14 protein-coding genes and 1 tRNA gene are annotated in these 25,507 nt (G+C 45.1%); 5 read left to right on the forward strand and 10 right to left on the reverse strand.

Annotation, left to right across the window (positions count from 1 at the left end; genetic code table 11):
* Positions 1-12 precede the first annotated feature (12 nt).
* The 3 genes from infB to rimP form a co-directional block, all read right to left on the reverse strand.
* A complete protein-coding gene (gene infB / locus ACEZ3G_RS02895) occupies positions 13-2,658 on the reverse strand; it encodes a translation initiation factor IF-2 (RefSeq protein WP_432423973.1) in 2,646 nt (881 codons plus the stop codon).
* Between the two features lie 76 nt (positions 2,659-2,734).
* The gene (nusA, locus tag ACEZ3G_RS02900; protein ID WP_432423974.1) at positions 2,735-3,967 is read right to left on the reverse strand and encodes a transcription termination factor NusA; all 1,233 of its coding nucleotides are present in this window, start codon (positions 3,965-3,967) and stop codon (positions 2,735-2,737) included.
* A 13-nt stretch (positions 3,968-3,980) separates the two neighbouring features.
* Positions 3,981-4,442: a ribosome assembly cofactor RimP gene (gene rimP / locus ACEZ3G_RS02905; protein WP_432423975.1), complete on the reverse strand. Its 462-nt coding sequence runs from the start codon at positions 4,440-4,442 to the stop codon at positions 3,981-3,983.
* 172 nt (positions 4,443-4,614) lie between these two features.
* On the opposite strand from rimP, the gene ACEZ3G_RS02910 reads away from it, so the two are divergent.
* A complete protein-coding gene (locus ACEZ3G_RS02910) occupies positions 4,615-5,967 on the forward strand; it encodes a cation:proton antiporter domain-containing protein (RefSeq protein WP_432423976.1) in 1,353 nt (450 codons plus the stop codon).
* Between the two features lie 29 nt (positions 5,968-5,996).
* Here the strand turns inward: ACEZ3G_RS02910 and ACEZ3G_RS02915 are convergent, their stop codons facing one another.
* Entirely contained in the window at positions 5,997-11,228 is a 5,232-nt protein-coding gene (locus tag ACEZ3G_RS02915; RefSeq protein ID WP_432423977.1) for an Ig-like domain-containing protein, read from the reverse strand.
* Between the two features lie 276 nt (positions 11,229-11,504).
* A tRNA-Gln gene (locus ACEZ3G_RS02920) sits at positions 11,505-11,576 on the reverse strand.
* Positions 11,577-11,771: 195 nt separating this feature from the next.
* Between ACEZ3G_RS02920 and ACEZ3G_RS02925 the strand changes: the two genes are divergently transcribed.
* The gene (locus ACEZ3G_RS02925; RefSeq protein ID WP_432423978.1) at positions 11,772-15,137 is read left to right on the forward strand and encodes a protein O-mannosyl-transferase family; all 3,366 of its coding nucleotides are present in this window, start codon (positions 11,772-11,774) and stop codon (positions 15,135-15,137) included.
* A gap of 78 nt (positions 15,138-15,215) precedes the next feature.
* Here the strand turns inward: ACEZ3G_RS02925 and ACEZ3G_RS02930 are convergent, their stop codons facing one another.
* From ACEZ3G_RS02930 to ACEZ3G_RS02940, 3 genes are all read right to left on the reverse strand, one after another.
* The gene (locus ACEZ3G_RS02930) at positions 15,216-15,512 is read right to left on the reverse strand and encodes a thioredoxin family protein (protein ID WP_432423979.1); all 297 of its coding nucleotides are present in this window, start codon (positions 15,510-15,512) and stop codon (positions 15,216-15,218) included.
* Between the two features lie 96 nt (positions 15,513-15,608).
* Entirely contained in the window at positions 15,609-16,832 is a 1,224-nt protein-coding gene (locus ACEZ3G_RS02935) for a metallophosphoesterase (RefSeq protein ID WP_432423980.1), read from the reverse strand.
* Between the two features lie 55 nt (positions 16,833-16,887).
* Positions 16,888-17,610, reverse strand: coding sequence for a copper homeostasis protein CutC (locus ACEZ3G_RS02940; protein WP_432423981.1), 723 nt, complete (start codon positions 17,608-17,610; stop codon positions 16,888-16,890).
* A 40-nt stretch (positions 17,611-17,650) separates the two neighbouring features.
* Between ACEZ3G_RS02940 and ACEZ3G_RS02945 the strand changes: the two genes are divergently transcribed.
* The 3 genes from ACEZ3G_RS02945 to ACEZ3G_RS02955 all read left to right on the forward strand — a co-directional run bounded on the left by ACEZ3G_RS02945 (position 17,651) and on the right by ACEZ3G_RS02955 (position 22,007).
* Positions 17,651-18,646 carry an isoaspartyl peptidase/L-asparaginase family protein gene (locus ACEZ3G_RS02945; protein WP_432423982.1) on the forward strand — a complete coding sequence of 332 codons (996 nt, stop codon included), beginning with the start codon at positions 17,651-17,653 and terminating at the stop codon, positions 18,644-18,646.
* A gap of 39 nt (positions 18,647-18,685) precedes the next feature.
* Entirely contained in the window at positions 18,686-21,520 is a 2,835-nt protein-coding gene (gene polA, locus ACEZ3G_RS02950) for a DNA polymerase I (RefSeq protein ID WP_432423983.1), read from the forward strand.
* A 142-nt stretch (positions 21,521-21,662) separates the two neighbouring features.
* Entirely contained in the window at positions 21,663-22,007 is a 345-nt protein-coding gene (locus tag ACEZ3G_RS02955) for a T9SS type A sorting domain-containing protein (RefSeq protein ID WP_432423984.1), read from the forward strand.
* A gap of 162 nt (positions 22,008-22,169) precedes the next feature.
* Here the strand turns inward: ACEZ3G_RS02955 and ACEZ3G_RS02960 are convergent, their stop codons facing one another.
* Together ACEZ3G_RS02960 and ACEZ3G_RS02965 are read right to left on the reverse strand one after the other, a co-directional pair.
* A complete protein-coding gene (locus tag ACEZ3G_RS02960; RefSeq protein ID WP_432423985.1) occupies positions 22,170-22,667 on the reverse strand; it encodes a hypothetical protein in 498 nt (165 codons plus the stop codon).
* A gap of 51 nt (positions 22,668-22,718) precedes the next feature.
* Positions 22,719-25,370: a DUF5916 domain-containing protein gene (locus ACEZ3G_RS02965; protein ID WP_432423986.1), complete on the reverse strand. Its 2,652-nt coding sequence runs from the start codon at positions 25,368-25,370 to the stop codon at positions 22,719-22,721.
* Between the last annotated feature and the right edge of the window lie 137 nt (positions 25,371-25,507).

A 25,507-nucleotide genomic window follows, 5' to 3' on the forward strand; every position in this document is an offset into this window, starting at 1 on the left:
AATGTCGTATAGTTATTTCAGCTGTTTCTTCACGGCAACTTCTTGGAAAGCCTCAACAATGTCGCTCTCTTGAATATCATTGTAATTCTTAATCTGAAGACCACAATCATAGCCTTTGGAAACTTCTTTGACATCATCTTTAAAACGTTTCAAAGAGGCCAACTCACCCGTATAGATTACGACACCGTCACGTATTAGGCGAATATTTGAGTTTCTAAAGACTTTTCCACTGGTTACCATACATCCGGCAATAGTACCGATCTTGGAAATTTTGAAGGTCTCACGTATCTCGGCCGTTCCGGTAATCTCTTCCTTGATCTCGGGCGAAAGCATACCTTCCATAGCATCTTTCAAATCATTGATGGCATCATATATTATGGAATACATTCTGATATCAATCTCTTCTTTCTCGGCGACCGATCGGGCATTGCCCATTGGTCTTACGTTGAACCCGATAATGACCGCATCGGAGGCCGAAGCCAACAACACATCGGATTCGGTAATAGGCCCGACGGCCTTGTGTATGATATTGACCTGAATCTCATCGGTGGACAATTGCTGGAACGAATCGGTCAACGCTTCAACGGATCCATCAACATCACCTTTAAGAATAATATTCAACTCTTTGAAATCACCTAAAGCGATACGTCTTCCGATTTCGTCCAATGTAATATGGCGTTGGGTTCGCACCGATTGTTCGCGCTGCAATTGCGCCCTACGGTTGGCGATGCCCTTGGCCTCACGTTCGTCTTCCATGACATTGAACTTGTCACCTGCTTGAGGGGCACCATCAAGACCCAAAATCGAAATGGGTGAAGACGGCCCTACCTTTGTCACATTTTTGCCACGTTCATCTTGCATGGCCTTGACTTTACCGCTACAGATACCCGCCAATACATAATCACCTATTTTTAACGTACCGGCCTGAACCAAAATTGTCGAAACATACCCTTTTCCCTTGTCCAAAAAGGCTTCGACAACAGTACCAGATGCCAATTTATTGGGGTTTGCCTTCAATTCTAAAAGTTCGGCCTCCAACAATACTTTTTCAAGTAATTCCTTTACACCCTCACCGGTCTTTGCAGAAATATCGTGCGATTGGATCTTACCACCCCAATCCTCCACCAAAAGGTTCATATTTGCCAAACCTTCCTTAATCTTATCAGGATTGGCCGTTGGCCTGTCAATCTTGTTTATTGCGAATACAATGGGTACCCCTGCGGCCTGGGCGTGGCTAATGGCCTCTCTGGTCTGGGGCATAATGTCATCATCGGCCGCGATTACGATAATCGCAATGTCAGTGACCTGGGCACCTCGCGCACGCATGGCGGTAAAGGCCTCATGACCCGGAGTATCCAAGAAGGATATTTTCTGCCCATTATCCAAGGTTACGGCATAGGCCCCGATATGCTGGGTTATTCCACCACTCTCGCCTGCAATCACATTTTCTTCTCTTATATAATCCAATAACGATGTTTTACCATGGTCAACATGGCCCATTACAGTAACGATTGGCGCCCTCGGTTCCAAATCTTCGGGAGCATCTTCTTCCTCAACGATACTTTCTTCGATATCGGCAGTAACGAATTCCACCTCATAGCCAAATTCTTCGGCCACTATAGAAAGGGTCTCAGCATCAAGTCTTTGGTTCATGGTTACCATAATGCCCAACGACATACAGGCAGAGATAATCTCGGTCGTAGGAACATCCATCATCGTTGCCACCTCGCTTGCTGTCACAAACTCGGTCACCTTGAGTATTTTACTTTCAAGTTCTTGCTGTTCTAGATCAGCCTCGGTCTGCTGACGGTGCTGATCTCTTTTATCCCTACGATACTTGGCACCCTTTCCTTTTTTCGATTTTCCTTGAAGTTTTTCAAGGGTCTCGCGAACCTGCTTTTGTACATCCTCTTCAGTAGGCTCGACCTTATTGGCCGTAGCAAAACGCCTACCTCCTTTTCTATTATCGGAACCTGGACCGCGTGGGCTATCCGTCTTGCTGACGATTCGCTTTCTACGCTTCTTTCGTTCATTCGTTTCCTTTTTCTCGGAATCTTCTTTCTTTTTCTTAGGTTTCTGAAACTTTGAAAGATCTATCTTGTCACCCGCTATTTTTGGGCCCGACAGTTTTTGGTACTGCGTAGCGATTTTCTCCTTCGGTGGATCAATATCTATAGAAACTTCATCTTTTTTCGAGGTCACCGCTTTAGAATCGTCTACCTCTTTTGCCGGAGCCTCTACCTTCTGCTGTTTCTTAGCCTCTTCGACTACTTCTTTTTGAACCTTTTTTTTGGGCTCCAAATCAATCTTGCCCACGGTTTTGGGGCCACTAAGTTCTGCTTTGGCCTTGACCACTTCAGAGGCCGCTGAACGCCTTTCACGGACCAACCTTCTTTCTTCTTGCTCCTGCTCTAACTGCAGTCGTATGGCTTCTTTCTCCTTGCGCTTTTCTTCGCCTACTTCTTTGGATGCAACTTTCTTGCTTTTATCGGTCTGAAATTCATCTTGGAGTACCGCGTACACTTCATCGGATATCTTTGTAGTGGGGCGCGCTTCGATTTCGTGCCCCTTGGACGCGAGAAAATCAACGGCCCTGTCCAATGAAATATTGAACTCCTTGAGCACCTTGTTAAGCCTTATTTTTGCAATTCCTGCCATAAATACTTTTTCCTAATTCTTCGAAAACCCGGCATGAGCCCACCCAGATCTACGTTTATTTGCCGCTAATATATAGCTAATCTTCTAATTCTTCTTTGAGTATGCGTATAACTTCCTCTATCGTCTCTTCTTCCAAATCGGTACGTTTGACCAAATCGTCAACATCTTGTTCCAATACGCTACGGGCGGTATCCATACCAATTTTCTTGAATTCCTCGATTATCCAAGCCTCTATTTCATCTGAGAATTCCGTCAATTCCACATCTTCTTCAACACCTTCACGGAAAACGTCGATCTCGTATCCTGTCAATTGCCCGGCCAATCTGATATTGTGTCCGCCGCGACCAATGGCCTTTGAAACCTCCTCGGGCTTTAGGTAGACCTGAGCCGTCATTTTTTCGTCGTTCAATTTTACCGAAGATACCCTGGCGGGGCTCAGGGCCCTTGTCACCATTAACTGAGGATTGTTCGTCCAATTGATAACGTCTATATTTTCATTGCCCAGTTCACGAACGATACCATGAATGCGGCTACCTTTCATACCCACACAGGCACCAACCGGATCAATACGGTCGTCGTACGAGTCAACGGCCACTTTGGCTTTTTCCCCAGGAATACGTACGGCCTTCTTAATGGTTATGAGTCCGTCAAAAACCTCAGGGATTTCTTGAAAGAACAATTGCTCCAAAAACTTGGGAGAGCTTCTCGACATAATAATAGTAGGCTTACTGCCTTTCAGTTCAACGCTCTCGATAATGCCCCGAACATTGTCTCCTTTCCTGAAAAAGTCGGATGGAATCTGCCGATCTTTCGGAAGGATGATCTCATTTCCTTCGTCATCCAACAAAATAATGGCTTTATGCCTTATATGGTGTACCTCTGCCGTGTAGATTTCGCCTTCAAGGTCTTTGAACTGCTTGTAAATGGTCGTATTGTCATGTTCATGGATCTTCGAGATCAGGTTCTGCCGCAGGGCCAATATGGCCCTTCTTCCCAAATCGATCAATTTGACCTCCTCCGACACATCTTCGCCCACCTCGAAATCGGGCTCTATCTTTCGTGCCTCCGACAACGAAATCTGCTCGTTGGGCTCTTCTACTTCACCATCCTCTACCACAATGCGGTTTCTCCAGATTTCCAAATCGCCCTTGTCAGGGTTGATAATGATATCAAAGTTTTCATCAGATCCGAATTTCTTCTTAAGGGCGTTTCTAAAAACATCCTCCAAGATCGCCATCAACGTAACCCTATCGATAAACTTGTCATCCTTGAACTCCGAGAAAGACTCGATCAGCGCAATATTTTCCATTACTTAACTAGAATTAAAATTTTAATATAACCTTTGCTTCCTTAATGTCGGCGAATGCGATTTCACGCTTTTTCCGAACCGTAACCTTCCCTTTTCCGACGGGTTTGGGTTCCCGTGCTTTCCATTCCAAAACAATTCCATTATCGGTCGTTTCTATCAAATTGGCCTCGAAACTTTCTTCAAGGGTATCGACCTTGACTTTTCTACCGATATTCTTTTTAAACTGTCTAGGCAAGAGTAGCGGAGATGCGGCACCGGCCGACATCACCTCAATTGAAAAATCTTCTTCCTCCCTATCTAAATTGTGTTCGATGGCCCTACTTATCGTTATACAATCTTTGACGGTAACGCCATTATCGCCATCCAAGACTACTTTGATCTTATTGTCGGACGAAACCGAAAAATCGATCAAGAACAACGACCCATCCTTTGTCAGGGCATCCTTTAAAAGCATATCTACTTTCTCCTTCAACATAACCCTAAGAAATAAAAAAGAGGACTATAACGGTCCCCTCATGAATACTTTGATATCCTTTCAGTCGTGCAAATATACATTTTTTTTGAAACAAAAATAATTATCGGCCCAAACCTTATTCAAAGCATTTAATAGTACTTTTAAGGAAACTAACCGATCACTACCGATATTTATGGATATTCTTTCATCTTTCGACCTTATTATAGCTGCGGCCGTAATCGTTATTCTTTCTTTCTGGTTCAACGGCATTTCCAAGAAGACGAACATACCTTCGGTATTGATGTTGATCGTGCTTGGCGTAATTCTGCAATATGTTCTGAAATTTTTCGTGCCCGATATTCCTGATTTTGCCGGGTCGCTTGAAATTTTAGGAACAGTGGGGCTTATTATGATCGTTCTCGAGGCCGCTTTGGAATTGGAGCTGAAACGTGAAAAGCTGTGGCCCATTCTCAAATCGATGGCCGTGGCACTGATCGGCCTGGTCGCTTCGGCATGGGTGGCCGCATTGATCATTTATCAATTCATACCCGAGATGACCATGCAATCCGCTTGGTTGTATGCGACCCCTTTGTCGATTTTATCAAGCGCCATCATCATACCCAGTGTAGGTGGATTATCGGCTGACAAGAAGGAATTTCATATTTACGAAAGCACCTTTTCGGATATTATGGGGATTATGATGTTCTACTTTCTGGCCGGGGGATTAGATCCTGCCGACGACTCCGGGGTGACGGGATTTGCCGGAAATATTGTATTGACCATAGTCGTGGCACTGGCCGCCAGTTATGCACTCATCCTTATCTTTCAAAGAATAAAGAGCCAGGCCAAACAGTTTTTGCTCATCGCCGTGCTATTATTGCTATACGCCGTCGGCAAGAAAATGCACCTGTCTTCTTTGATTATCATTCTGGTTTTCGGATTGGTCATCAAAAACATCAAAGTGTTTTTTCCGGGAAAAATGGATGTTTTTCTTGAAAACGAAAAAATACACCAAATCTATCATGAACTGCATATCATTACCCTAGAAACGGCTTTTGTCGTACGCACCTTTTTCTTTGTAATTTTTGGCCTTTCTATCGTTCTCGCCTCATTGTTCAGCTTAAAGGTGGCCCTGATCAGTATATTGATCATCGCATCGATCTATACCATTCGCTTTGCACTGTTACGTATTTTTGTAGGGAAGGATATATTACCCCAACTTTTTATCGCCCCAAGGGGATTGATCACCGTACTACTTTTCTATGCCATCCCCGCACAGGCACAAATCGCAAGTTTTGAGTCGGGCGTACTGCTTTTTGTAATCATCGCCACAAGCCTGATCATGACCTGGGCCATGATCAAGGACAAAAAGAAAATGGGCACCCTACTGGACGAAATCGACCAAGAACTATTGGAAAGAAACGAGGCCGAAGACGCACTTCGCGAAAAAGAACTGAATCCTGAAATGCATGAACACAACACAACCAAAATCAACAATCCAACACGTCAAGAATCTCGCGATGAGCTTGACCCAACTCTAGATTAAGGCTTTTTGGACGACTATCATCGATAAAATCATTCTTTAATAAACTTTGCCCCTTTTTGTTGACTGCCGATCGTTAGGTATAAGTAGTACATTCCAGGACTAAGATCCCCAACATATATTTGAAAGACCCCATCTCCCAATAATTGCGTTTCCTCCCTTTTTAGTGCAAGTACATTTTTTCCGAAAGCATCATAAATATAGAACATTTCGACAGGGCTGTCTACATCACCAGAAACCATAATATTCAATAAATTTCCAGCTGGGTTTGGATACAATTCTACTTCTGTGATAGCAAGTGATTGTTGCTTCGAAGAAGAGGCCGTACTCGTCGTAAACGGGGAGAGCACCTCGCCCGGAACCACCTCGACGGGGAGCGCGCCGTCGCCGTCGCTCGGCCTGCGCCAGCCCACCGCCAGATTGTCCCCGAAGGCCTCCTCCTTCATCAGGGCCTCAATGTAGTAGCGCTCGCCACGCTCAAGATAGATGCCCGAAGACTTCTGCGTTGCGAACTTGTCCCACTGCCTGCTGCTGGCCCAGTCGTCGTGGTGGGCGATCCTCGCCTTGCCAGAGGCATCGGCCGTCGCGCTGAGGCTCAGCTCGGCATGGTTGTTCGCCGCGACCCAGAAATAATACGTGCCCGTCTCGGGAGCGCAGAGGTAACCCCTCACCCTGACACCGTAGTCGTCGCCCTGGTTGCTCTCGATCTCGAAAAGCGAAAGCTCGGCGGAAAGCGTAGGGCTGTCGGGATAGGAAGGGGCACCCGTAAGGTTCGCGATCGAACTGCCCGGTATACCGTCGTAGCGCTCCATCAATATCGTGCCCGAGGCCGTACAGGGATCGGGATTGGGAGCCGTGACGGTAACCGCCGACTGTGCCGTGAAGCCCCCGTCAACAGTGGTCACCGTGACCGTGGCCGTGCCCTCGGAGACACCCGTGACAAGACCGGAACCGTCGACCGTCGCGACCGAGGCGTCGCTCGTAGACCACGAAACGGAACCGTCGCTCGCCCCTGACGGCGACACCGTCGCCGTAAGTAACGCCGAACCGCCCTCGGAAACAGTCAGCGAAGACGGATCCAAGTCCACACCCGTGACGGGGACAAGCTCATAGGCCGCCGGGGAGAGCACCTCGCCCGGGACCACCTCGACGGGGAGCGCGCCGTCGCCGTCGCTCGGCCTGCGCCAGCCCACCGCCAGATTGTCCCCGAAGGCCTCCTCCTTCATCAGGGCCTCAATGTAGTAGCGCTCGCCACGCTCAAGATAGATGCCCGAAGACTTCTGCGTTGCGAACTTGTCCCACTGCCTGCTGCTGGCCCAGTCGTCGTGGTGGGCGATCCTCGCCTTGCCAGAGGCATCGGCCGTCGCGCTGAGGCTCAGCTCGGCATGGTTGTTCGCCGCGACCCAGAAATAATACGTGCCCGTCTCGGGAGCGCAGAGGTAACCCCTCACCCTGACACCGTAGTCGTCGCCCTGGTTGCTCTCGATCTCGAAAAGCGAAAGCTCGGCGGAAAGCGTAGGGCTGTCGGGATAGGAAGGGGCACCCGTAAGGTTCGCGATCGAACTGCCCGGTATACCGTCGTAGCGCTCCATCAATATCGTGCCCGAGGCCGTACAGGGATCGGGATTGGGAGCCGTGACGGTAACCGCCGACTGTGCCGTGAAGCCCCCGTCAACAGTGGTCACCGTGACCGTGGCCGTGCCCTCGGAGACACCCGTGACAAGACCGGAACCGTCGACCGTCGCGACCGAGGCGTCGCTCGTAGACCACGAAACGGAACCGTCGCTCGCCCCTGAAGGCGACACCGTCGCCGTAAGTAACGCCGAACCGCCCTCGGAAACAGTCAGCGAAGACGGATCCAAGCCCACACCCGTGACGGGGACCAAAGCAGGTTCAACAACAACAGTGGTAGTATCGGTGAAGCCTCCATCGCTTGTCTTACCCGTAATCGTTGCGGTTCCCGCCAAAATACCGGTAACCCTTCCTGAGGAATCTACGATGGCAATATCAGTATCTGAAGAGCTCCAGTCTATCGTTTGATCCGTAGCATCAACGGGAATAATCGTTGCAATAAGCGATTTAACATCACCCTCCCTTATGCTCAGCGTTTCAGGAGCAATATCAAGACCGGTAACAGGAACCGTGGCAGCCTCGACCAAAATGGTGACCGAATCGGAAAAACCTCCATCGGTGGTAGTTACAGTAACAGTAGTTGTGCCCTCGGAGACCCCCGTAACCGTACCTGTATTGTCCACAGTGGCGATACTTAAATCGGCAGAGACCCAATCGACCGTTTGATCCGTGGCATCTGAGGGAGTCACGGTAGCGGTCAGGGATTGGGTACCGCCCTCTACAATAGTAATTGAATCTTGGTCAAGGTCGACCCCGCTAACTTTAATAATAGGGGGACCGTTGAAATAGTCAAAAGCCGTGCATGGGATTACCTGAATAGGTACTGAACCATCACCATTGCTGGGTTTTCGCCAACCAACTGAGAGATTATCTCCCCCACCTCTTTCGTTCATCAAGGCCTCTATATGATAATTCTGGCCTGCCACTAAATCAATACCAGCCGATTTTTGGGTGGAATATTTGTTCCATTCCCCATCTCTTGACCAATCATTATGATAAGCGATCCGCACCTTATTGGCCTCACTGGCATCGCTACTAATACTTAATTCGACATTGTCGTCACCGGTAACCCAAAAGTAGTAAGTACCAGTTTCGGGGGCTTTCAAAAGTCCTTTTACGCGCACCCCGTAATCATCATCGACATTGATCGGTATTCGAAACTCGTTAAGTTCATCAACGGCTGTCGGTGAATCGGGAAAATTGACATTGCTCTTCAATTCAGCAATGGAAGTTCCGGTCACATTTTCAAAAGTTTCCATAATAATCCTATCCTCGCAAGGGTCCGGATCGAGTTGGTTAATCCAATCTTCGATTAGTTGTACGGCCTTATCGTCGATCTTATTTTTTGCGATCGGGGGCATACGAATGGCCGGATCTGTACTATTCATCCTATGATATAGAATTGAGGTCCCTATATTGCCCGGATCGACAATTCTTTCGTCGGGTATTCCCAAGGGCAGGTAAGGAGAAGCCGTCAAAACACCCGTTTGTTCCAAATCTAGGTTCAGCCTCAGATCGAAATCCCCGCGATTTCCAGTACCTGGCCGATGACAATATGCGCAGTTCAAATCTAAATAAGATCTGGCCCTGTCGTCCAATGTTGCCAATGGGTCTGTTATTGCTTTGGAGGTAAGTATAGTACCGGTATCAGCATCGGTAACACTTTGATCCAATATTCCTAAATGGCTTAAAGTTACCAATTGATTGGCCGTTCTACCGGTTTGGGGATATGTATAGTCTTTGTTCAAATATCTGGCCCTTGGACCTAAGGTTCCACCTGTAGTTGGATTGTGACAGCTAACACAATCAATGGTACTTGGATAATTCCAGGTTTGGGTACCCGAGCTGCCATCAGATTTAATGATGTCCAGATTTTCTTCCAAGCCTCCGGTCAGTAGAATAGCATCTGTTTGCTGATCATTCCACTTATAGGTCACAAAATAGAAATTGCCATCATTGGCCTTTATCGAAAATCGTGTTTCCAAACGTTTTACGATACTAGGATTTCGCTCATCGATAGGTAGTTCAAAATGTTTTACCAAAACGGTTCCGATTGGAAAATCCCAGTCATCGACATCGGAGTATGATATCTTTTCACCCGCTGTATCATGAATTCCATCATTAGGAATTGCCATCCAACGTTTCTTTAAAGCCCCGTCGGACCAAAAAGATTCGACCAAATCATAAGGAATAAGACCTTCGGTGGGCGTCAAATTGACCAGGTCTGAAAAAGCACCTGTCTGCGACAACAATCGTGGAGTGTTTCCGAAACCCGTGTTTTTCGATGTAATCTTAAAAAGCGAGGAAACACCTTGCTTTAAGATATATAGTTCGCCTTGTTTGTCTTCACCGAACGAAATTATATTGGTAGACGTAAAATTGCCATATTGTTCGTATATGCCCGTATTTATATCAACAGTAAAGATTTCTTCGCCACTACCATAGTCGGCGCAAATGTATTTGCCTTCAAGTTCTGGGATCTCATTTCCGCGATATACATAACCTCCGATAATGGCGTTTGCCTCGGCTCTCGGAAAAGCCACTAATGGCTGTTCGTGCGACATATTATTATAGAGGTTTTGCACACAGAAAGTGCTATAATATAGGCCTTCATAGAGAGGCCAACCATAATTTTTCCCTTTTTTGACAATGTTGATTTCTTCATGTCTTCCCCCTCCGATTTCACCGACATATAATTCACCGGTCAACCTATCTTTGGTCATTCGATGGGGATTTCTATGGCCCAAGCTGTAATATTCTTCGAAATTCTGACCCGTAGGGCTCAAAAAAGGGTTGTCATTTGGGATCCAATAGCCATTGCCTGTTATCTCATCGAAAAAACCATGGTCATCGGGCATGGTTCTAACCGGGGCATGACTTTTAGTAGGATCTTTATCCACATCCAATCGTAAAACCCCTCCATCAAGATTATTAACTATATCCTGTGCTTTTTTGAATGCAGTTTGATCACCGGTGGTCAAATATAAAAAGCCATCGTCTCCAAAGACAAGGCCACCCCCCCTATGGGTAGTACCGTACATTCTAAGTTTGAGCATGATTTGTTCGCTAGACTCCTGCACAGTCAAGCTATCAGGGTCGGCTTGATATCTTGCCAGAATCAAAAAATTACCCCAATATTCTTCGCTATTACAACTTTGTGTGGTATAACTATTGGGAAAATCATTGCTATTTGCATCCTCGGTAGTGTACCATACATAAAAATAGTTCTTACCGGGGGAGCCAAATTCAGGATGTAGGGCAAGGCCCAGAAATCCTCCATCCCACACTACGCCGACTTTCTCCGATAAATCCAACATGGAATTCTTCACTGAGACACTTGGAGTTTTATCGAACCAAAAGATTCGTCCATCCCTTTGGCCTATGATAATTTTATTTCCATTGGGAACTTCATTAAAGGTCAATGGCGAATCAAAGCTCAGATTGGGAAAAACAGGTTCATAAGGTAGGCCCTGTGGCAAACTAGCGGGAAAATTACCGTTTAGATATGCGCCAATTGGTTCAGCGCTATCTAAACCAGAACCCGCAAAATATGGAGCGGTACCCAAAAAAATCAGTGATGATCCAATAGCAATATAGCCTCGAACCTTTTTTCGAAGTAGTCTTATTTTCATATCGGTCGATTATAATTTCGTAAAAGTGGTCGATTTCATTATATTGAATGGTAGTTTATCGATGTTCTGCCTTTTAATTCGCCAACAAGTTATGAGACAGCAAAACACTTTAAACTTTACATGGAAAGAATGAACTTTAGCCATTCAGAATGGCCTAATCATTTTATCTTGAAGTTTTGTGACAAAGGGAATGAAGTTGTTCAAATTTAACCCTTGCTGGAAAATAAAAATCCCGAAACCACATATTAAGGAAACGGGATCAATATTATTTTTTTGTTGGCCTACTAGGACTCGAACCTAGAATGACTGGACCAAAACCAGTAGTGTTGCCAATTACACCATAGGCCAATAACTTTACCACGACCGAAAACCTAAGTTCGGTATAAGAGCGTGCAAATTTAGAACAAAGTTTGGTTTGCACAAACATTTTTGACTACAATAGCTTAAAAAGCACAGCAGGGTGCGCTGTTAACGATTTATAAAATTCTAGCCATAAATCTATTATAATCACTAAATTCGCCCCATCGAAAAATCAAACATTGCATGTTTTCAAAGAACTTCGAGAAATGGGACACGATCCTCGGATGGGCCGTTTTTTTTATAGCCCTTATCGTTTATGCCACTACGGTCGAACCTACGAACAGTTTTTGGGATGCCGGTGAATACATAGCTACCTCTGCAAAGTTACAGGTCGGCCACCCTCCGGGCGCACCCCTTTTGCAAATGATCGGTGCCTTTTTTGCCTTGTTCGCCTTTGAACCCGATCAGGTGGCCCGAATGGTCAACTATGTGTCTGGAGTTTCAAGTGCTTTCACTATTCTCTTCATGTTCTGGACGATTACCAACCTCGTTCGAAAACTTATGGGCGAAGGAAAAAAATTGACCAATAGCATGGCCATCGCTGTTTTGGGAAGTGGGGTCGTGGGAAGCCTAGCCTTTACCTTTTCCGACAGTTTCTGGTTCAATGCCGTAGAGACAGAAGTGTATTCCATGGCCAGTTTTATCATGGCGTTATTGTTATGGCTTGGCCTAAAATGGACGGACAACCTTGAAGACCCAAGGGGCGATCGTTGGTTGGTACTGATTTCTTTCGTGGTTGGGTTGACCTTTGGAATACAGTTCATGGGCTTTTTGGCCATACCCTCCATTGGTTTGTTATATTATTTCAAGACCTACAAAAAGACAACAATAAAGAACTTCTTGATAGCAAATGTCGTAGTAATCGGAATATTGATGTTGGTCTATAAGTTTTCGCTGACCTATGTCTTGAAATTATTCGGATGGGGCGAAGTCTTTTTTATCAATAGTATCGGACTACCTTTTAATTCTGGATCCATTATTATCGGACTGCTTTTTGTCGGCGCATTTTATTGCGGATTACGATATACGCGAAAGAACAATTTCAGAACGGCCAACACCATCGTACTCTGTTTGATGTTCTTGTTTCTTGGTTTCTCTTCATGGATAATGCTTCCGATCCGCGCCAATGCCAACGTAGTCATAAACGAGAACAATCCTGCCGATGCCCGTGCACTCTTGGCCTACTATAACCGTGAACAGTATCCCGGGGTCGACAGCCCTGTTTACGGCACGTATTACTCCGATATGTTCGCGCCGGCAGGGGAGGACAAAGATGAAAAACCGAAATACGAAAAAGACGAAACTTTAGGAAAATACGTAATTGTCAATCATTACGAAGGTGCTTTGCAAGGTCCGAACCCCCAGCATCGTGGTATTCTCCCTCGAATGTGGAGTGGCCAGAACGCCGAGAATTACATGAAATATTTTGGCCCGCTCGATTTTAAGATGAAGCAGTCGAACGATGAACTTCGAAAAGCGGTCGATCAAGTAAAGACGGGGTTCGCCAATGGTGAAATCGATGCCGAACAATACATCAGTTTTCTCAAACGGTTTAACGAATACCTCGAAGTGCAACCACCGACCGTTTGGCAGAACATTAAGTACATGTTCGAATTTCAGTTCGGTTATATGTATTGGCGGTATTTTATGTGGAATTTCGCCGGAAAGGAAAACGATGTTCAGGGTCGATATAATGGAAATGGCAATTGGCTGTCGGGCATACCCATAGTCGATGCGGCCCGTTTGGGCAGCCAAGATAATCTTCCGACCGATATCAAAGAGAACAAGGCGCGCAACACTTATTTCTTTTTACCGTTGATCCTGGGGTTGATCGGATTGATTTTTCAGGTTTCTAAAAATCCCAAGCAGTTTTGGGTACTCGCCATTTTTTTCCTGTTTACGGGCATTGCCATACAATTCTACACGAATCCATCGATCTTTCAACCCCGTGAGAGGGATTATTCATTGGTTGGATCGTTCTACGTATTCTCCTTATGGATCGGTCTTGGGGTTTATGGTCTTTTCGATGAATTCAAAAAGTGGTTGACACCCAAAATATTGGCCCCTCTGGTAACCGTCGTCTGCCTTTTGGCAGTCCCTTCTGTCATGGCATATCAAAATTGGGACGACCATGACCGTTCGAACCGATATACCGCCAATGCCTCGGCCAAAGCTTATCTCGACTCGTGCCAAGAAGATGTTGGAGCAATTTTGTTCACCATTGGCGATAACGATACATTTCCTCTTTGGTATGCACAAGAAATCGAAGGGTATCGTACCGATGTTCGAATTGTTTGCACCAGTCTTTTCGAAACCGATTGGTACGTTGACCAAATGAAACGTAAAGCCTATGAAAGTGATCCGATTCCATCGCAAATAACCCATGACAAATACCGCTGGGGATCCCGTGACGTTTTGTACCATCAAGGTATTACAGAGAATCGATGGCCCATCAAAGACTTTGTCAATTGGCTAGATAGTGACAAGCCTCAGACCAAGCTCAAACACATCTTACAACAACAAGGTGCAGATTTGAGCGACTATTCGATGAACACTCAAAACATCGTCTATTATCCGACCAACAAGATTCGCATTCCGGTAAACAAAAAGAACGTCTTGGAAAGCGGATTGGTCAAAATGAAGGACAGTGCCGATATTGTGGACTATATCGATATCGATCTGCCAACAAGTGCCATCACAAAAAAGAGTATGATGATGTTGGATATTCTGGCCAATAACGATTGGAAAAGACCAATCTATTTTTCTGGAGGAAGTTTTGACGATGCAGAATATATTTGGATGAAAGACTATCTGCAATTAGATGGTATGGCGTACAAGTTGGTGCCGATCAAAACCGAGCGGAAGAATTCGTTCGAATTGGGTAGGATAGATAGTGATCTGATGTACGATATCGTAATGAAATGGGACTGGGGCAATTCAGGGAGTCCCGATATCTACCACGATCCACAGACCCGTATTCAAAGTATTTCGTACCGTAGCAACCTGGCCCGATTGGTCGAGACCTTGGTGGCCGAGGAAAAAATCGACAAGGCGAAAGACATCATCAACTTGGCCATGGATAATATGCCCGTCGATTATTTCGGTTACTACACTTTCGTGGAACCTTTTGTCGATGGCTATTTCAAGGTCGGAGAAACGACAAAGGCAAGGGAATTGTTCGAAAAGCTAAAGACCAAATATCAAGAGCGATTGGAATATTATTCAGGCATGACCTTAGATGCACAATATAACAACATAGACGAGATTATTTCGGATATGGAAGGTTATCGGAGAAATATAGACATCCTTATCAACAATAACGACCGCGAATTGGCCGAAAAGGAAACCCTCGTCTTCAATGAATACATCGATAAGTTCGATCATTTCTATAAAAGTGAAGAGCCTTCGATAGAACCCGAATCAAAGAGAAATCCCGATATGGTCGATACCGTTGAAACCTTGGACACCATGGCTCAAGATGCCAACTCAACGGACAATACGGAGATATCTGAAGAAATCAACGATTCTACCCTAGTACCCCAAAACTGACACTTTGTTCGGTATGTCAATAGAAAACCGAGGTCAAAAAAAATGGGATTATAACTGAAAAGTTGTGAAGGTCTGACCTTAAACGTATTCACTGAGAATACCGATCAAGGTATTGGCGTCTTGCTCCCCGCTCTGGCGCCAGACCATCTCCCCCTTTTTGTAGATCATAAGGGTCGGTAGCCCCTTAACGCGAAGTGCTTGCGACAGTTCTTTGTTCTTGTCGACATCGATCTTAATGACTTTGCCCTTATCGCCCAAAGCGGCCGCCACATCGCGCAATACGGCGTGCATGGCAGTGGATTGCTCGTTCCATTCCGCATAAAAGTCCAACAACACCGGAACTTTTAAATCTATAAGGTCGCCGAATTTTGACATATATGAAGCATTGCGTTATGCGCCAAATGTAGTAAAAAATGTGAAAATATCGATGTTACAAGGCTTTTTGTAATCTGTAAGTGACATTCTATTGTCTTAAACCTTCTTTTTCAAGGTAATAACCGAAATCTCGGGCCATATGCCGACCCTGCCCGGATACCCTAAAAATCCAAAACCACGGTTCACATTGATATATTGACCCAATTCTTTATAGATTCCCGCCCAATATTTATACCGCCATTTTACGGGGCTCCATTTGATCCAACCGGGAATCTCGATACCGAACTGCATACCATGGGTATGGCCGCTAAGCGTCAAATGATAATGATACTCATCGTTGATAACCACATCTTCCCAATGCGATGGATCATGGCTCAAGAGTATCTTGAAATCGTCTTTCATGATATTGTCCGACGCTTTTTTCAGGTCCCCGGCTTTCTTGAAACCTCCCCTGCCCCAATTTTCGACACCGATAATTGCAATACGGTCATTTTCCTTTTGCAAGTAGCGACTTTCATTGAGCAATAGGTCAAAGCCCATTTCCTTTTGTAAGGCCATCAAGTCTTGCAGGTTCTGACTTTTGGCCTCAGGCGTATCCCAATCGACATAATCTCCATAATCGTGATTTCCCAAAATCGAAAATTTGCCATCCGGGGCATGAAGAGTAGCGAACAATTGCTTCCAAGGATGCATCTCTTCCGACTTATTATTGACCATATCGCCCGTAAAAAAAAGCACATCACTTTTTTGTCGGTTGATCAGGTCAATGGCATACTCTATTTTTTCCCTATTGTCAAAACTTCCGCTATGCACATCGGAAATCTGGGTAATACGATAGCCATCGAAAGCACTGGGCAGATCATCGAATTCAAGATCATAATTCAAAACCCTATAATTGTATTTGCCCTTGTACATACCATAAAGCAAGGCACCGAACGGGATTGCGGCAATACCCATGCCCAAAAGGCTAAGAAACCTTCTTCTTTCAGGAATCGTGAAAGTCTTCGTTACACCAAAAAACTTATGGTAGATTCCGGCCAAAAGCCTAAAGATATCTTCTGAAAAAAGAAACAAGATGGTAATCAACTGAAAAGCCATCATGGTCAGCAAAAACCCGAAGGCATAACTTTTTGGACGGCTCAAAACCCTGCCGGGCACTTCACCTAAAGTAAATTGATAAATAAAATTACCAAGTACCAGAAGCGATAGCGCAATGAAGAGGTAATAGACCCAGGGGTATCTTGTAGCCGCCTTTAATGCTTGCAGCGTGTAAAGCGCAAGTGCGAGATAAATAACGATAAAGATAGCCCAACGAAGCATTTCTGTTTTTTACAAATGTACCCGATCAAAAGGTATACGTTGACCCGTTTAGATTTTATTTAACTTCATTTACGATCCTGCCAATCGTTTCGAAATCAGATATACCTATTTCATTATCCTTTAAAAAAGCAGGTGAGTTCATCGACACTTTGGGAGTCTGCTTCAATGTTCTTTCGAACTTGACCGCTGATAAATGAACGGCATTAAACCCTATCTCGGCAAATTTGCGAATGTTCTCAGGACGGATTCCACTTCCCGGCATTATTTTGCAAGAAGCAGCCTTTTGATGCAGGGTTTCCAACATTGCAATACCCTCCGGCGCGGAGTTTTGTTGCCCTGAAGAAAGAATATAGTCGACTCCGATATTTTCCAGTTCCTCTAATGCCATAAAAGGTTCGACGACCCAATCGAAGGCACGGTGAAATGTAAATTTCATTGGTCCGGCAGCTTCCTTAAGTCTAGAGGTTCGGTCAATATCCAAACGCAAATCTTCGTACAGAATACCCGCTACGACTCCTTCAAAACCCATATCGCGGCAAAGGGCGATATCCTTTTTCATGATTTCATACTCATCCTCAGAAAAAGTAAAGTCGCCACTTCGCGGACGGATCAATACATGTATCGGTATAGTCACCTTTTCCTTGACTTTCTTTAACAATCCATAAGAAGGTGTAATACCCCCAACAGCGAGTTCGGAACAAAGTTCGATTCTATCCGCCCCTGCTTTTTCGGCATTCAGCGCAGATTGCAATGAATTGGCGCAAACTTCTACTAGCATTTACCTATATTTAATGCCCTAAAAGTAAACATACCTCCCCATGCAAAGAAGAAAGTTCCTTAAAAATTCCACAACGGCAACAGCCGGATTACTTAGTGTACCGTTACTTGCATCTTGTAAGGATGAAAACAAGAATGCGGCCATCGACAAAGCGGAGGCCAGGCCAGTACGGCCCATAGCTATCTGCACCTGGAACTTTTACAATGCTACGGCAAGGGCCTGGGAAGTCTTGAAGGATGGAGGAAGCGCGCTGGATGCCGTCGAGCAAGGGGTTATGGTCGAAGAGGCAGATGTAGAGAACCAAACGGTAGGGGTCGGTGGGCGTCCCGATCGTGACGGAAACGTAACCCTGGACGCCTGTATCATGGATAAAGACAGCAATTGTGGTGCGGTACTTTGCATGCAGAACATCGCCCACCCCATTTCGGTGGCGCGCAAGGTAATGGAAGAAACCCCACATGTGATGTTGGCGGGAAAAGGGGCCGAGCAATTCGCCTACGAGCAAGGCTTTGAAAAAACAGACCTCTTGACCGAAAAGTCAAAAGAGGAATGGCTCGAATGGAAAAAAACGTCAAAATACGAGACCCCCATCAATATCGAAAACCACGATACAATTGGCATGCTGGCCATCGATAGAAACGGTGATATCGCAGGGGGTTGTACCACTAGTGGCATGGCCTACAAAATTGCCGGACGCGTGGGCGATTCGCCTATCATCGGTGCCGGACTATTCGTCGATAACGAAGTTGGAGGTGCCACGGCGACCGGAGTAGGCGAAGAAGTCGTTCGCACGGTAGGCAGTTTTTTGATCGTAGAATTGATGCGACAGGGCAAATCGCCTCAAGAAGCCTGTGAAGAAGGGGTAAAACGTATCATGGAAAAGAACAAGGACCGTGACGACTTTCAGATCGGTTTTATCGCCATCAACAAAAAAGGCGATACCGGAGGGTATTGTGTGCATCCCGGTTTTAGTTACAGCATGTTTACCGAAGAGGGCCAGACCAACCATCCGGCCGAGTCATTCTTAAAATCTTAAGTATAAAATATTAATCGCACATCTTCTAACAACCCGAAAATGGCAGAACAAAAAAGACTCTTTTTACTCGATGCATACGCACTGATATTCAGGGGCTATTACGCTTTGATCAAAAACCCGCGCATCAACTCAAAAGGAATGGACACTTCGGCCATAATGGGTTTTATGAACTCTCTTTTCGATGTCATCAAACGTGAAAAACCCGACCATCTGGCCGTCTGTTTTGATAAGGGCGGGAGTGTGGAACGTACCGATCTCTACGAAGATTACAAAGCGAACCGCGACGAAACTCCCGATGCCATCAAAGTGGCCGTACCCTATATTCAAGATATTCTTAAGGCCATGCACATTCCCGTTGTCGTGTTGGAAGGCTGGGAGGCAGATGATATCATCGGCACCCTTTCAAAACAGGCCGAAAAAGAAGATTATAAGGTCTTTATGGTAACCCCCGATAAGGATTTCGGTCAATTGGTCTCCGAGAACATCTTTATGTACCGTCCGGCCCGTTTGGGCAATGGCATCGAGATATGGGGAATCCCTGAAGTACAAAAGCGTTTCGGGGTAGAACGGCCCGAACAGGTAATCGATTACTTGGGTATGATGGGCGATGCCAGTGACAACATACCGGGACTTCCCGGGGTCGGAGATAAGACCGCCAAAAAATTTATCGCCGAGTTCGGTTCTTTGGAAAATCTATTGGCCAATACCGACAAACTCAAGGGAAAAATGAAAGAAAAAATCGAGGAAAATGCCGAATTGGGCCTGCTCTCGAAAAAATTGGCGACCATTTGCGTCGATTGTGATGTGAAATTCAATGCCGAAGATTATGAAATGTCGGTTCCGGATGCTGAAAAAGTGCAGCAGATTTTCGAGGAGTTGGAATTTAGAAGGCTGAAAGACCAGTTCATCAAGATATTCTCAGGTGAAACCGATACGCCCCAGACCCAGGTCACCAGCACCCCGACCGCCAAAAAAGAAGCGCAGATCGCAGGTGGAGGTCAATTTTCGCTTTTTGGCAACGATGGCTCCGGGGCAGCCACTATAAAAGATGCTTCAAGCAGAAAAACAATAAAAGACGTGCCACATGTCTACCAAAGCATAACATCGGGTATGGCAATGAAATTATTCGTACAAAACCTGATGGCACAGCGATCGGTCTGTTTCGATACGGAAACCACGGGCATTAACCCGATTACCGCCGAGTTGGTCGGAATCGCATTTTCATGGGAAGCAGGAAAGGGATTCTACATACCGTTTCCGGAAGACAGGAAAGAAGCCCAGGAAATCATCGAACAGCTTCGTCCCTTTTTCGAAGCGGAGGACATCGAGAAAATAGGGCAAAACCTAAAATATGATATCAAGGTCCTGAACAAGTATAATGTAAGGGTCAAGGGCAGGTTTTTCGACACCATGTTGGCACATTATCTGATCAATCCCGATATGCGGCATAATATGGACGTGCTTTCAGAAACCTACCTCAACTATACTCCCGTTTCGATTACCGAACTTATCGGTAAAAAAGGAAAGAACCAATTGAGCATGCGCGAGGTACCTCTCGAGCAACAGACCGAATACGCGGTAGAGGATGCCGATATCACTTTTCAGTTGGCGCAACACTTTAGGCCTGAATTGGCAGAGGCGAAGACCGAAGATCTTTTCAACGATATCGAGATTCCCTTGTTGCACGTACTTGCCGATATGGAACTTGAAGGCATCAATCTTGACAAAGAGTTTCTGAAATCACTTTCAGATGAGCTGGAGAATGATATTAATAACTTGCAAACGAAGATTTACGAAGCTGCTGGCGAGGAATTCAACATTGCTTCGCCCAAACAATTGGGCGAAATTCTTTTTGACAAGATGAAATTGGTCGAGAAGCCTAAAAAGACAAAGACCGGCCAATATTCGACGGCGGAGGATGTACTTTCATATCTGGCCAAGGACCATAAAATCATTCAAGACGTTTTGGATTACCGTGCCCTTAGCAAACTCAAAAGCACCTATGTCGATGCACTACCAGAGCAGGTCGAACCATCAACGGGAAGGGTACACACCGACTATATGCAAACCGTCGCGGCAACGGGCCGTTTGAGCAGTAACAATCCGAATCTTCAGAACATTCCGATTCGCACCGAGCGCGGGCGGCAAGTTCGAAAGGCATTTGTTCCAAGAAACGAGGATTATACCTTGCTCGCCGCCGACTATTCACAGATAGAACTTCGCATTATTGCGGCGCTTAGTGAAGAAACCACCATGATCGAGGCCTTTAAAAACGGGGAGGATATTCATGCCTCTACGGCCTCCAAAGTTTTCAACGTTCCCATCGATCAGGTTACCCGTGAACAACGAAGTAATGCCAAAACCGTCAACTTCGGAATCATCTATGGGGTATCGGCCTTTGGATTGAGCAATCAGACCGATTTGTCGCGATCGGAATCGAAAGAACTCATCGACACCTATTATAAAACCTATCCCAAATTACGGAACTATATCAGCGAACAAATCGACTTCGCCCGTGAGCATGGGTATGTACAGACCGTTCTGGGAAGACGCAGGTATTTAAAGGATATCAACGGAAGCAACCAGGTCGTTCGTGGCGCTGCCGAACGCAATGCTGTGAACGCCCCAATTCAAGGAAGCGCGGCGGACATTATCAAGATTGCGATGATCAACATCCACAAAAAACTTTTGGAAGGTGATTACAAGACCAAAATGTTGTTACAAGTGCATGATGAACTGGTGTTCGATGTCTACAAACCTGAATTGGATAAAATAAGGCCCTTGATAAAATCGGAAATGGAAAACGCCTATAAACTTTCCGTTCCGTTGGATGTCGAATTGGGAGAAGGAAACAATTGGCTCATGGCGCATTGAGATTTCAAGACTAGGGTAACAACAAAATTTCAAAAAGCTATGCTCGATTGTTAAGCTTTTGCAAAAATAATACGAACGATCGATGAAATGCGTTCTTTACCTAGAACCTATATGAAGCTCAATCCTTTAACGAAGAACCATTGTGAAAAAGCTTCTATTACTAACGGTGCTGCTCTTGGGTTTACAGACCATCTCGGCCCAAAACAAAGATAATGGCGTTAACCCTGCCACCCAAGACATCAAGACCGAAAAAGTCAAGGTATTTCCGAATCCGGCCACGAACGTGGTGAACGTATTGGGACTATCTAATAGCTTGAAAGCCGATATCATTGTTTCCGATATCTATGGAAACATAGTCTTGCAGCATCAGTGGCAAATCAAGAACCAAGCCTTGAACCTACCTATTTCCAATCTTGAACCCGGAATCTATATGATCTCCATCCGTTCTCAAGAACAGCACATCAAAACGAAGTTTTATAAGAACTAGCAATGTATTTTCTTAGTCAAATACAAAATTGTAACAGGGGGCTTTTCATGATCTAAAATGCTCAAATTTAAGCCATTGATATCTTAAAATTTGAATCTTTTTCAAGCAAAAAAAGCCCCCTATCGCAACTGCGATCGAGGGCCATTTTTCTGATTTACTATTCTATTTTCTTACGAATAGCAGCTCTCCGCTCGCATTAAAATTGGGAATATCCAAATCTGCCGCATCAACACGCATTATATTACCTTCGATAGTCGCACTTATCATCTTGCTAGTTGAGTCTGTATCAACATATGTGATCACCTCACCATCATAGGTATACGTGCTTGTCTCAGTATCTACTTCGGTAGGACATGGAACATCGAGACCGGTGCTGGTCGCATTTATTTCAAGATAATTGGCCGAACTCTCCAGGATCACACTTAAATCGGCATAGAACGTTAAAGAAAGAATATAACAGTCCTTTGCCGTTAAGTGATTTAAGATATCCCTACCGAATTTGGCCTCATCACTGGCCGTTTCGTTGTCTATCTTCAATTCGGTCGCTTGCCAAGTGCCGACAATGGCCTCCTGACCTTGAGGACCTTGATCTTCCTTATCAGAAGAACATGAAAAAATAAGTGTGGATAAGGTCAACAGAGCAAAAATTGTACGTTTCATGGTTCGTAATTTAGTTTTACGCTCATAAAACGCAGAAATCAACTTAATATTTTATAACACAAACCGGTAGGTAGCTTTCAAAAGAAAGATGTTCTGCGGTTTGCTATCACCAAAAATATTATCCCCAAGACTATTAAAAAGTCTGTCCATTGGATTGCCAGATCGGGATTGGTCCTGTGACCATACCAAGAATACTTCTGATCCCGGGATATACTCCCAACGGACCACAAGATTCGACCTAAATTGAATGAAAGAAAAATCGGGATTATCAAATGTGAAATCAACATTGCCGTCCAGGTTTTCATCGACCGAATAAACATCATCGGCAAAAGCGATCTGATTTCCAGAATACAATGTTATGCGATCATCAAAAACTTTGGCCATGGGGTCTGTCACTTGTTTAAATTCAGAATACCGCCCCCTTGAGATAAAGGGCTGCCCCCAATATTGAATGGTCAGGTTCGGGTTTATGGTATAGTTGATTCGCAAAGACATGCTCAAGGTGCGCTGTTCGACCTTACCGTTCAGGTATCTTACTTCACCGGTCACATCGATATTATCAATGAATTGAAGCTTATCATTGTTAATGCTGTACTCCGGAAATGCCGAAATGCGCAGCGCATTAAACGGTTGATATGAAAATCCTGCTTCGATATAGTAGGTTGCGTAGGAATTGTCAAGTGCCTTACCTCCTCGATGAAACATACTGTACCTTAACTTTTTTCGGTTATCGGTGTTGATACCGTTCCAAAAGCTAATGTCCGAAGACTGCCTTAACCTCGGGCCTCCACGAAGCGCAAAATTCGAATATTGGATCGGTTTATAGTTAAGGCCTAGATTGGTGAACCAGTTGTTTTTCCAGTTCTGCCAACTATTGGTATTGAACTGCAACATATTGTGATTGCCCTCAAAATCCCAAGCACTCCAATGATTATAGTTAATACCGACTTTTCTGAAAATACTATCGGGTTTTAAAGTCTGGTAGCCGATCCAGGTATAGTGCCTTATATCATCTGCCCTGGTTTGAAACCCGATGTCGTTGATTTCGAGTTCAGGGGAACGCCAGGTGGCACCCGACTCGAATTTCCAGTGCCCATTACCTATCTTACCGATCTGTACATTGCCCCCGGAGCCCGTCATCGATGTACGCTCGGGGTCGACCTCGACGTGATCGGCATCGACACGCTGAAACAAGTGCGCTATAGATTCTTGGGTATTTTGTATTGCTTCAGCACTTCCTTTGATATGGCTCCAAATAAGATTTCCGCCCAAATACCAGTCACGTTCGTTCCATTGATGCTTAAAATCAAACCCTCCGGAATATGCCGATTTATGGAGAAAATCGACATTTTCGGAAAGATTCTCGCGATTGGTAGCTGTAAACATTCCGCCAATGAACGTATTTCTGTCGTTAAAATCTTTTTGAATTCGGCCCACAAAGTAATTGGTCAACGGTTCGACCAATTCTTCCCTGCGCAAACCCGTATTTTCTATGGTCGCATATTTTCTAGCGGTAACACTTTCCAATACTCCGATCGACCAGCCATCTTTAGTTTTTCCACTGAATTTGGCAGCACCCAAAATATTGGTATTCTCAGGCTGGTCAACGAATTCATCGCCGGTCGCGTTGGGATATCCTTGGGGACTTCGGCCAATTCTTCTTGAATAGAAGAGATTGTCGGATCCAAAGGTATTGCCTGCCTCAGAATTTGAAACGCTATAATCGAATATGTTTTTGTTCTCGACAAAGAAAGGTCGTTGTTCTCTGAAAAAAATCTGAAAACCGTCGAGGGCGATAGCCGATGGATCTGCTTCTACCTGACCGAAATCAGGGTTTATGGTCAAATCTAAGGTCAGGTCATTCGTAATTCCGATTTTGGCGTCGAGGCCACCCGTCAGTTTACCATCGTTTCCGTCTCTAAAGGGATTACCCGTTTCGGCTTCATAGGTTTTTATACTTGCTACGGTATAGGGTTGTATCTCCAATTGTTTTTGAGGTTGCAAATTTAAAAGTCCATGTAGTTCTCCAAACTCGCTGACAAATCCTGGAGTGTCCGCCGGAAGCCTTTGCCAGACATGACGCTCCTCTTCCCTAAAATACCGTCGCATGACCTCTAGCCCCCAAGCCTGTTCGCCCGATTTTCCGAATTTCAGTTGGCTCAACGGAATTTTCATCTCGGCTGTCCATCCTTCCGAATCTATATTCGTTCTGGTATACCAGATCGGGTTCCAGCTTTCGTCTTCACTTCCCCCGTTATTCGATTCAAAGACATCTGATTTCACTCCCGCCGCAGATACGATAAAGCCAAATGCAGTTCGCTTATCATGATAGCTGTCAATGAAAATTCCTATCCAATCGCCATCGAAACTATCCCTTCTTGAGAGACGTTTTACGATTTTATCGGGTTCGTCATCAAAACACCTGATGGCGATATAGAGAAATTTAGGATCATAGATAATCTTGAATCGGGTCTGATGGCTAGGCGGTGTATTTTCATCGGGGCGGGTCTCGATAAAGTCGTTGCCCCACTCGACCGTGTTCCAAGATGGATCATTCAAAAGTCCATCGATTACGGGCGCGGGTTGATTGACAATGGTCTTGGTCCGGTATATTCGTTTGGGTACTACAGAAGTGGAATCTTGTGCAAAGGTCGTAAATTTTACAAAACACAATGCCCAAGCTAATACAAGGCAGGTTCTCATGGGTGATTTTTTGATCGATGTAACTTAAAGACTCGCCAAACTACAAGGAGTTACAACACATCTTCCTTTTTAAGATTTTTTTAACAATGACAATATAAACACTGATGCGGTCAATTGAGCGCTTAGCATGGGAACGG

The organism is Meishania litoralis, assembly GCF_042611095.1.
In the GTDB taxonomy this organism is placed as follows: Bacteria; Bacteroidota; Bacteroidia; order Flavobacteriales; family Flavobacteriaceae; genus Meishania; species Meishania litoralis.

Bases quoted from the DNA above. Each gene is read 5' to 3' on its own strand.
- polA (WP_432423983.1), top strand. From the start codon at position 18,686: ATGGCAGAACAAAAAAGACTCTTTTTACTCGATGCATACGCACTGATA.
- ACEZ3G_RS02965 (WP_432423986.1), bottom strand. From the start codon at position 25,370: ATGAGAACCTGCCTTGTATTAGCTTGGGCATTGTGTTTTGTAAAATTT.
- ACEZ3G_RS02945 (WP_432423982.1), top strand. From the start codon at position 17,651: ATGCAAAGAAGAAAGTTCCTTAAAAATTCCACAACGGCAACAGCCGGA.
- ACEZ3G_RS02930 (WP_432423979.1), bottom strand. From the start codon at position 15,512: ATGTCAAAATTCGGCGACCTTATAGATTTAAAAGTTCCGGTGTTGTTG.
- ACEZ3G_RS02935 (WP_432423980.1), bottom strand. From the start codon at position 16,832: ATGCTTCGTTGGGCTATCTTTATCGTTATTTATCTCGCACTTGCGCTT.
- rimP (WP_432423975.1), bottom strand. From the start codon at position 4,442: ATGTTGAAGGAGAAAGTAGATATGCTTTTAAAGGATGCCCTGACAAAG.
- ACEZ3G_RS02915 (WP_432423977.1), bottom strand. From the start codon at position 11,228: ATGAAAATAAGACTACTTCGAAAAAAGGTTCGAGGCTATATTGCTATT.
- ACEZ3G_RS02910 (WP_432423976.1), top strand. From the start codon at position 4,615: ATGGATATTCTTTCATCTTTCGACCTTATTATAGCTGCGGCCGTAATC.
- nusA (WP_432423974.1), bottom strand. From the start codon at position 3,967: ATGGAAAATATTGCGCTGATCGAGTCTTTCTCGGAGTTCAAGGATGAC.
- ACEZ3G_RS02940 (WP_432423981.1), bottom strand. From the start codon at position 17,610: ATGCTAGTAGAAGTTTGCGCCAATTCATTGCAATCTGCGCTGAATGCC.
- ACEZ3G_RS02960 (WP_432423985.1), bottom strand. From the start codon at position 22,667: ATGAAACGTACAATTTTTGCTCTGTTGACCTTATCCACACTTATTTTT.
- infB (WP_432423973.1), bottom strand. From the start codon at position 2,658: ATGGCAGGAATTGCAAAAATAAGGCTTAACAAGGTGCTCAAGGAGTTC.
- ACEZ3G_RS02925 (WP_432423978.1), top strand. From the start codon at position 11,772: ATGTTTTCAAAGAACTTCGAGAAATGGGACACGATCCTCGGATGGGCC.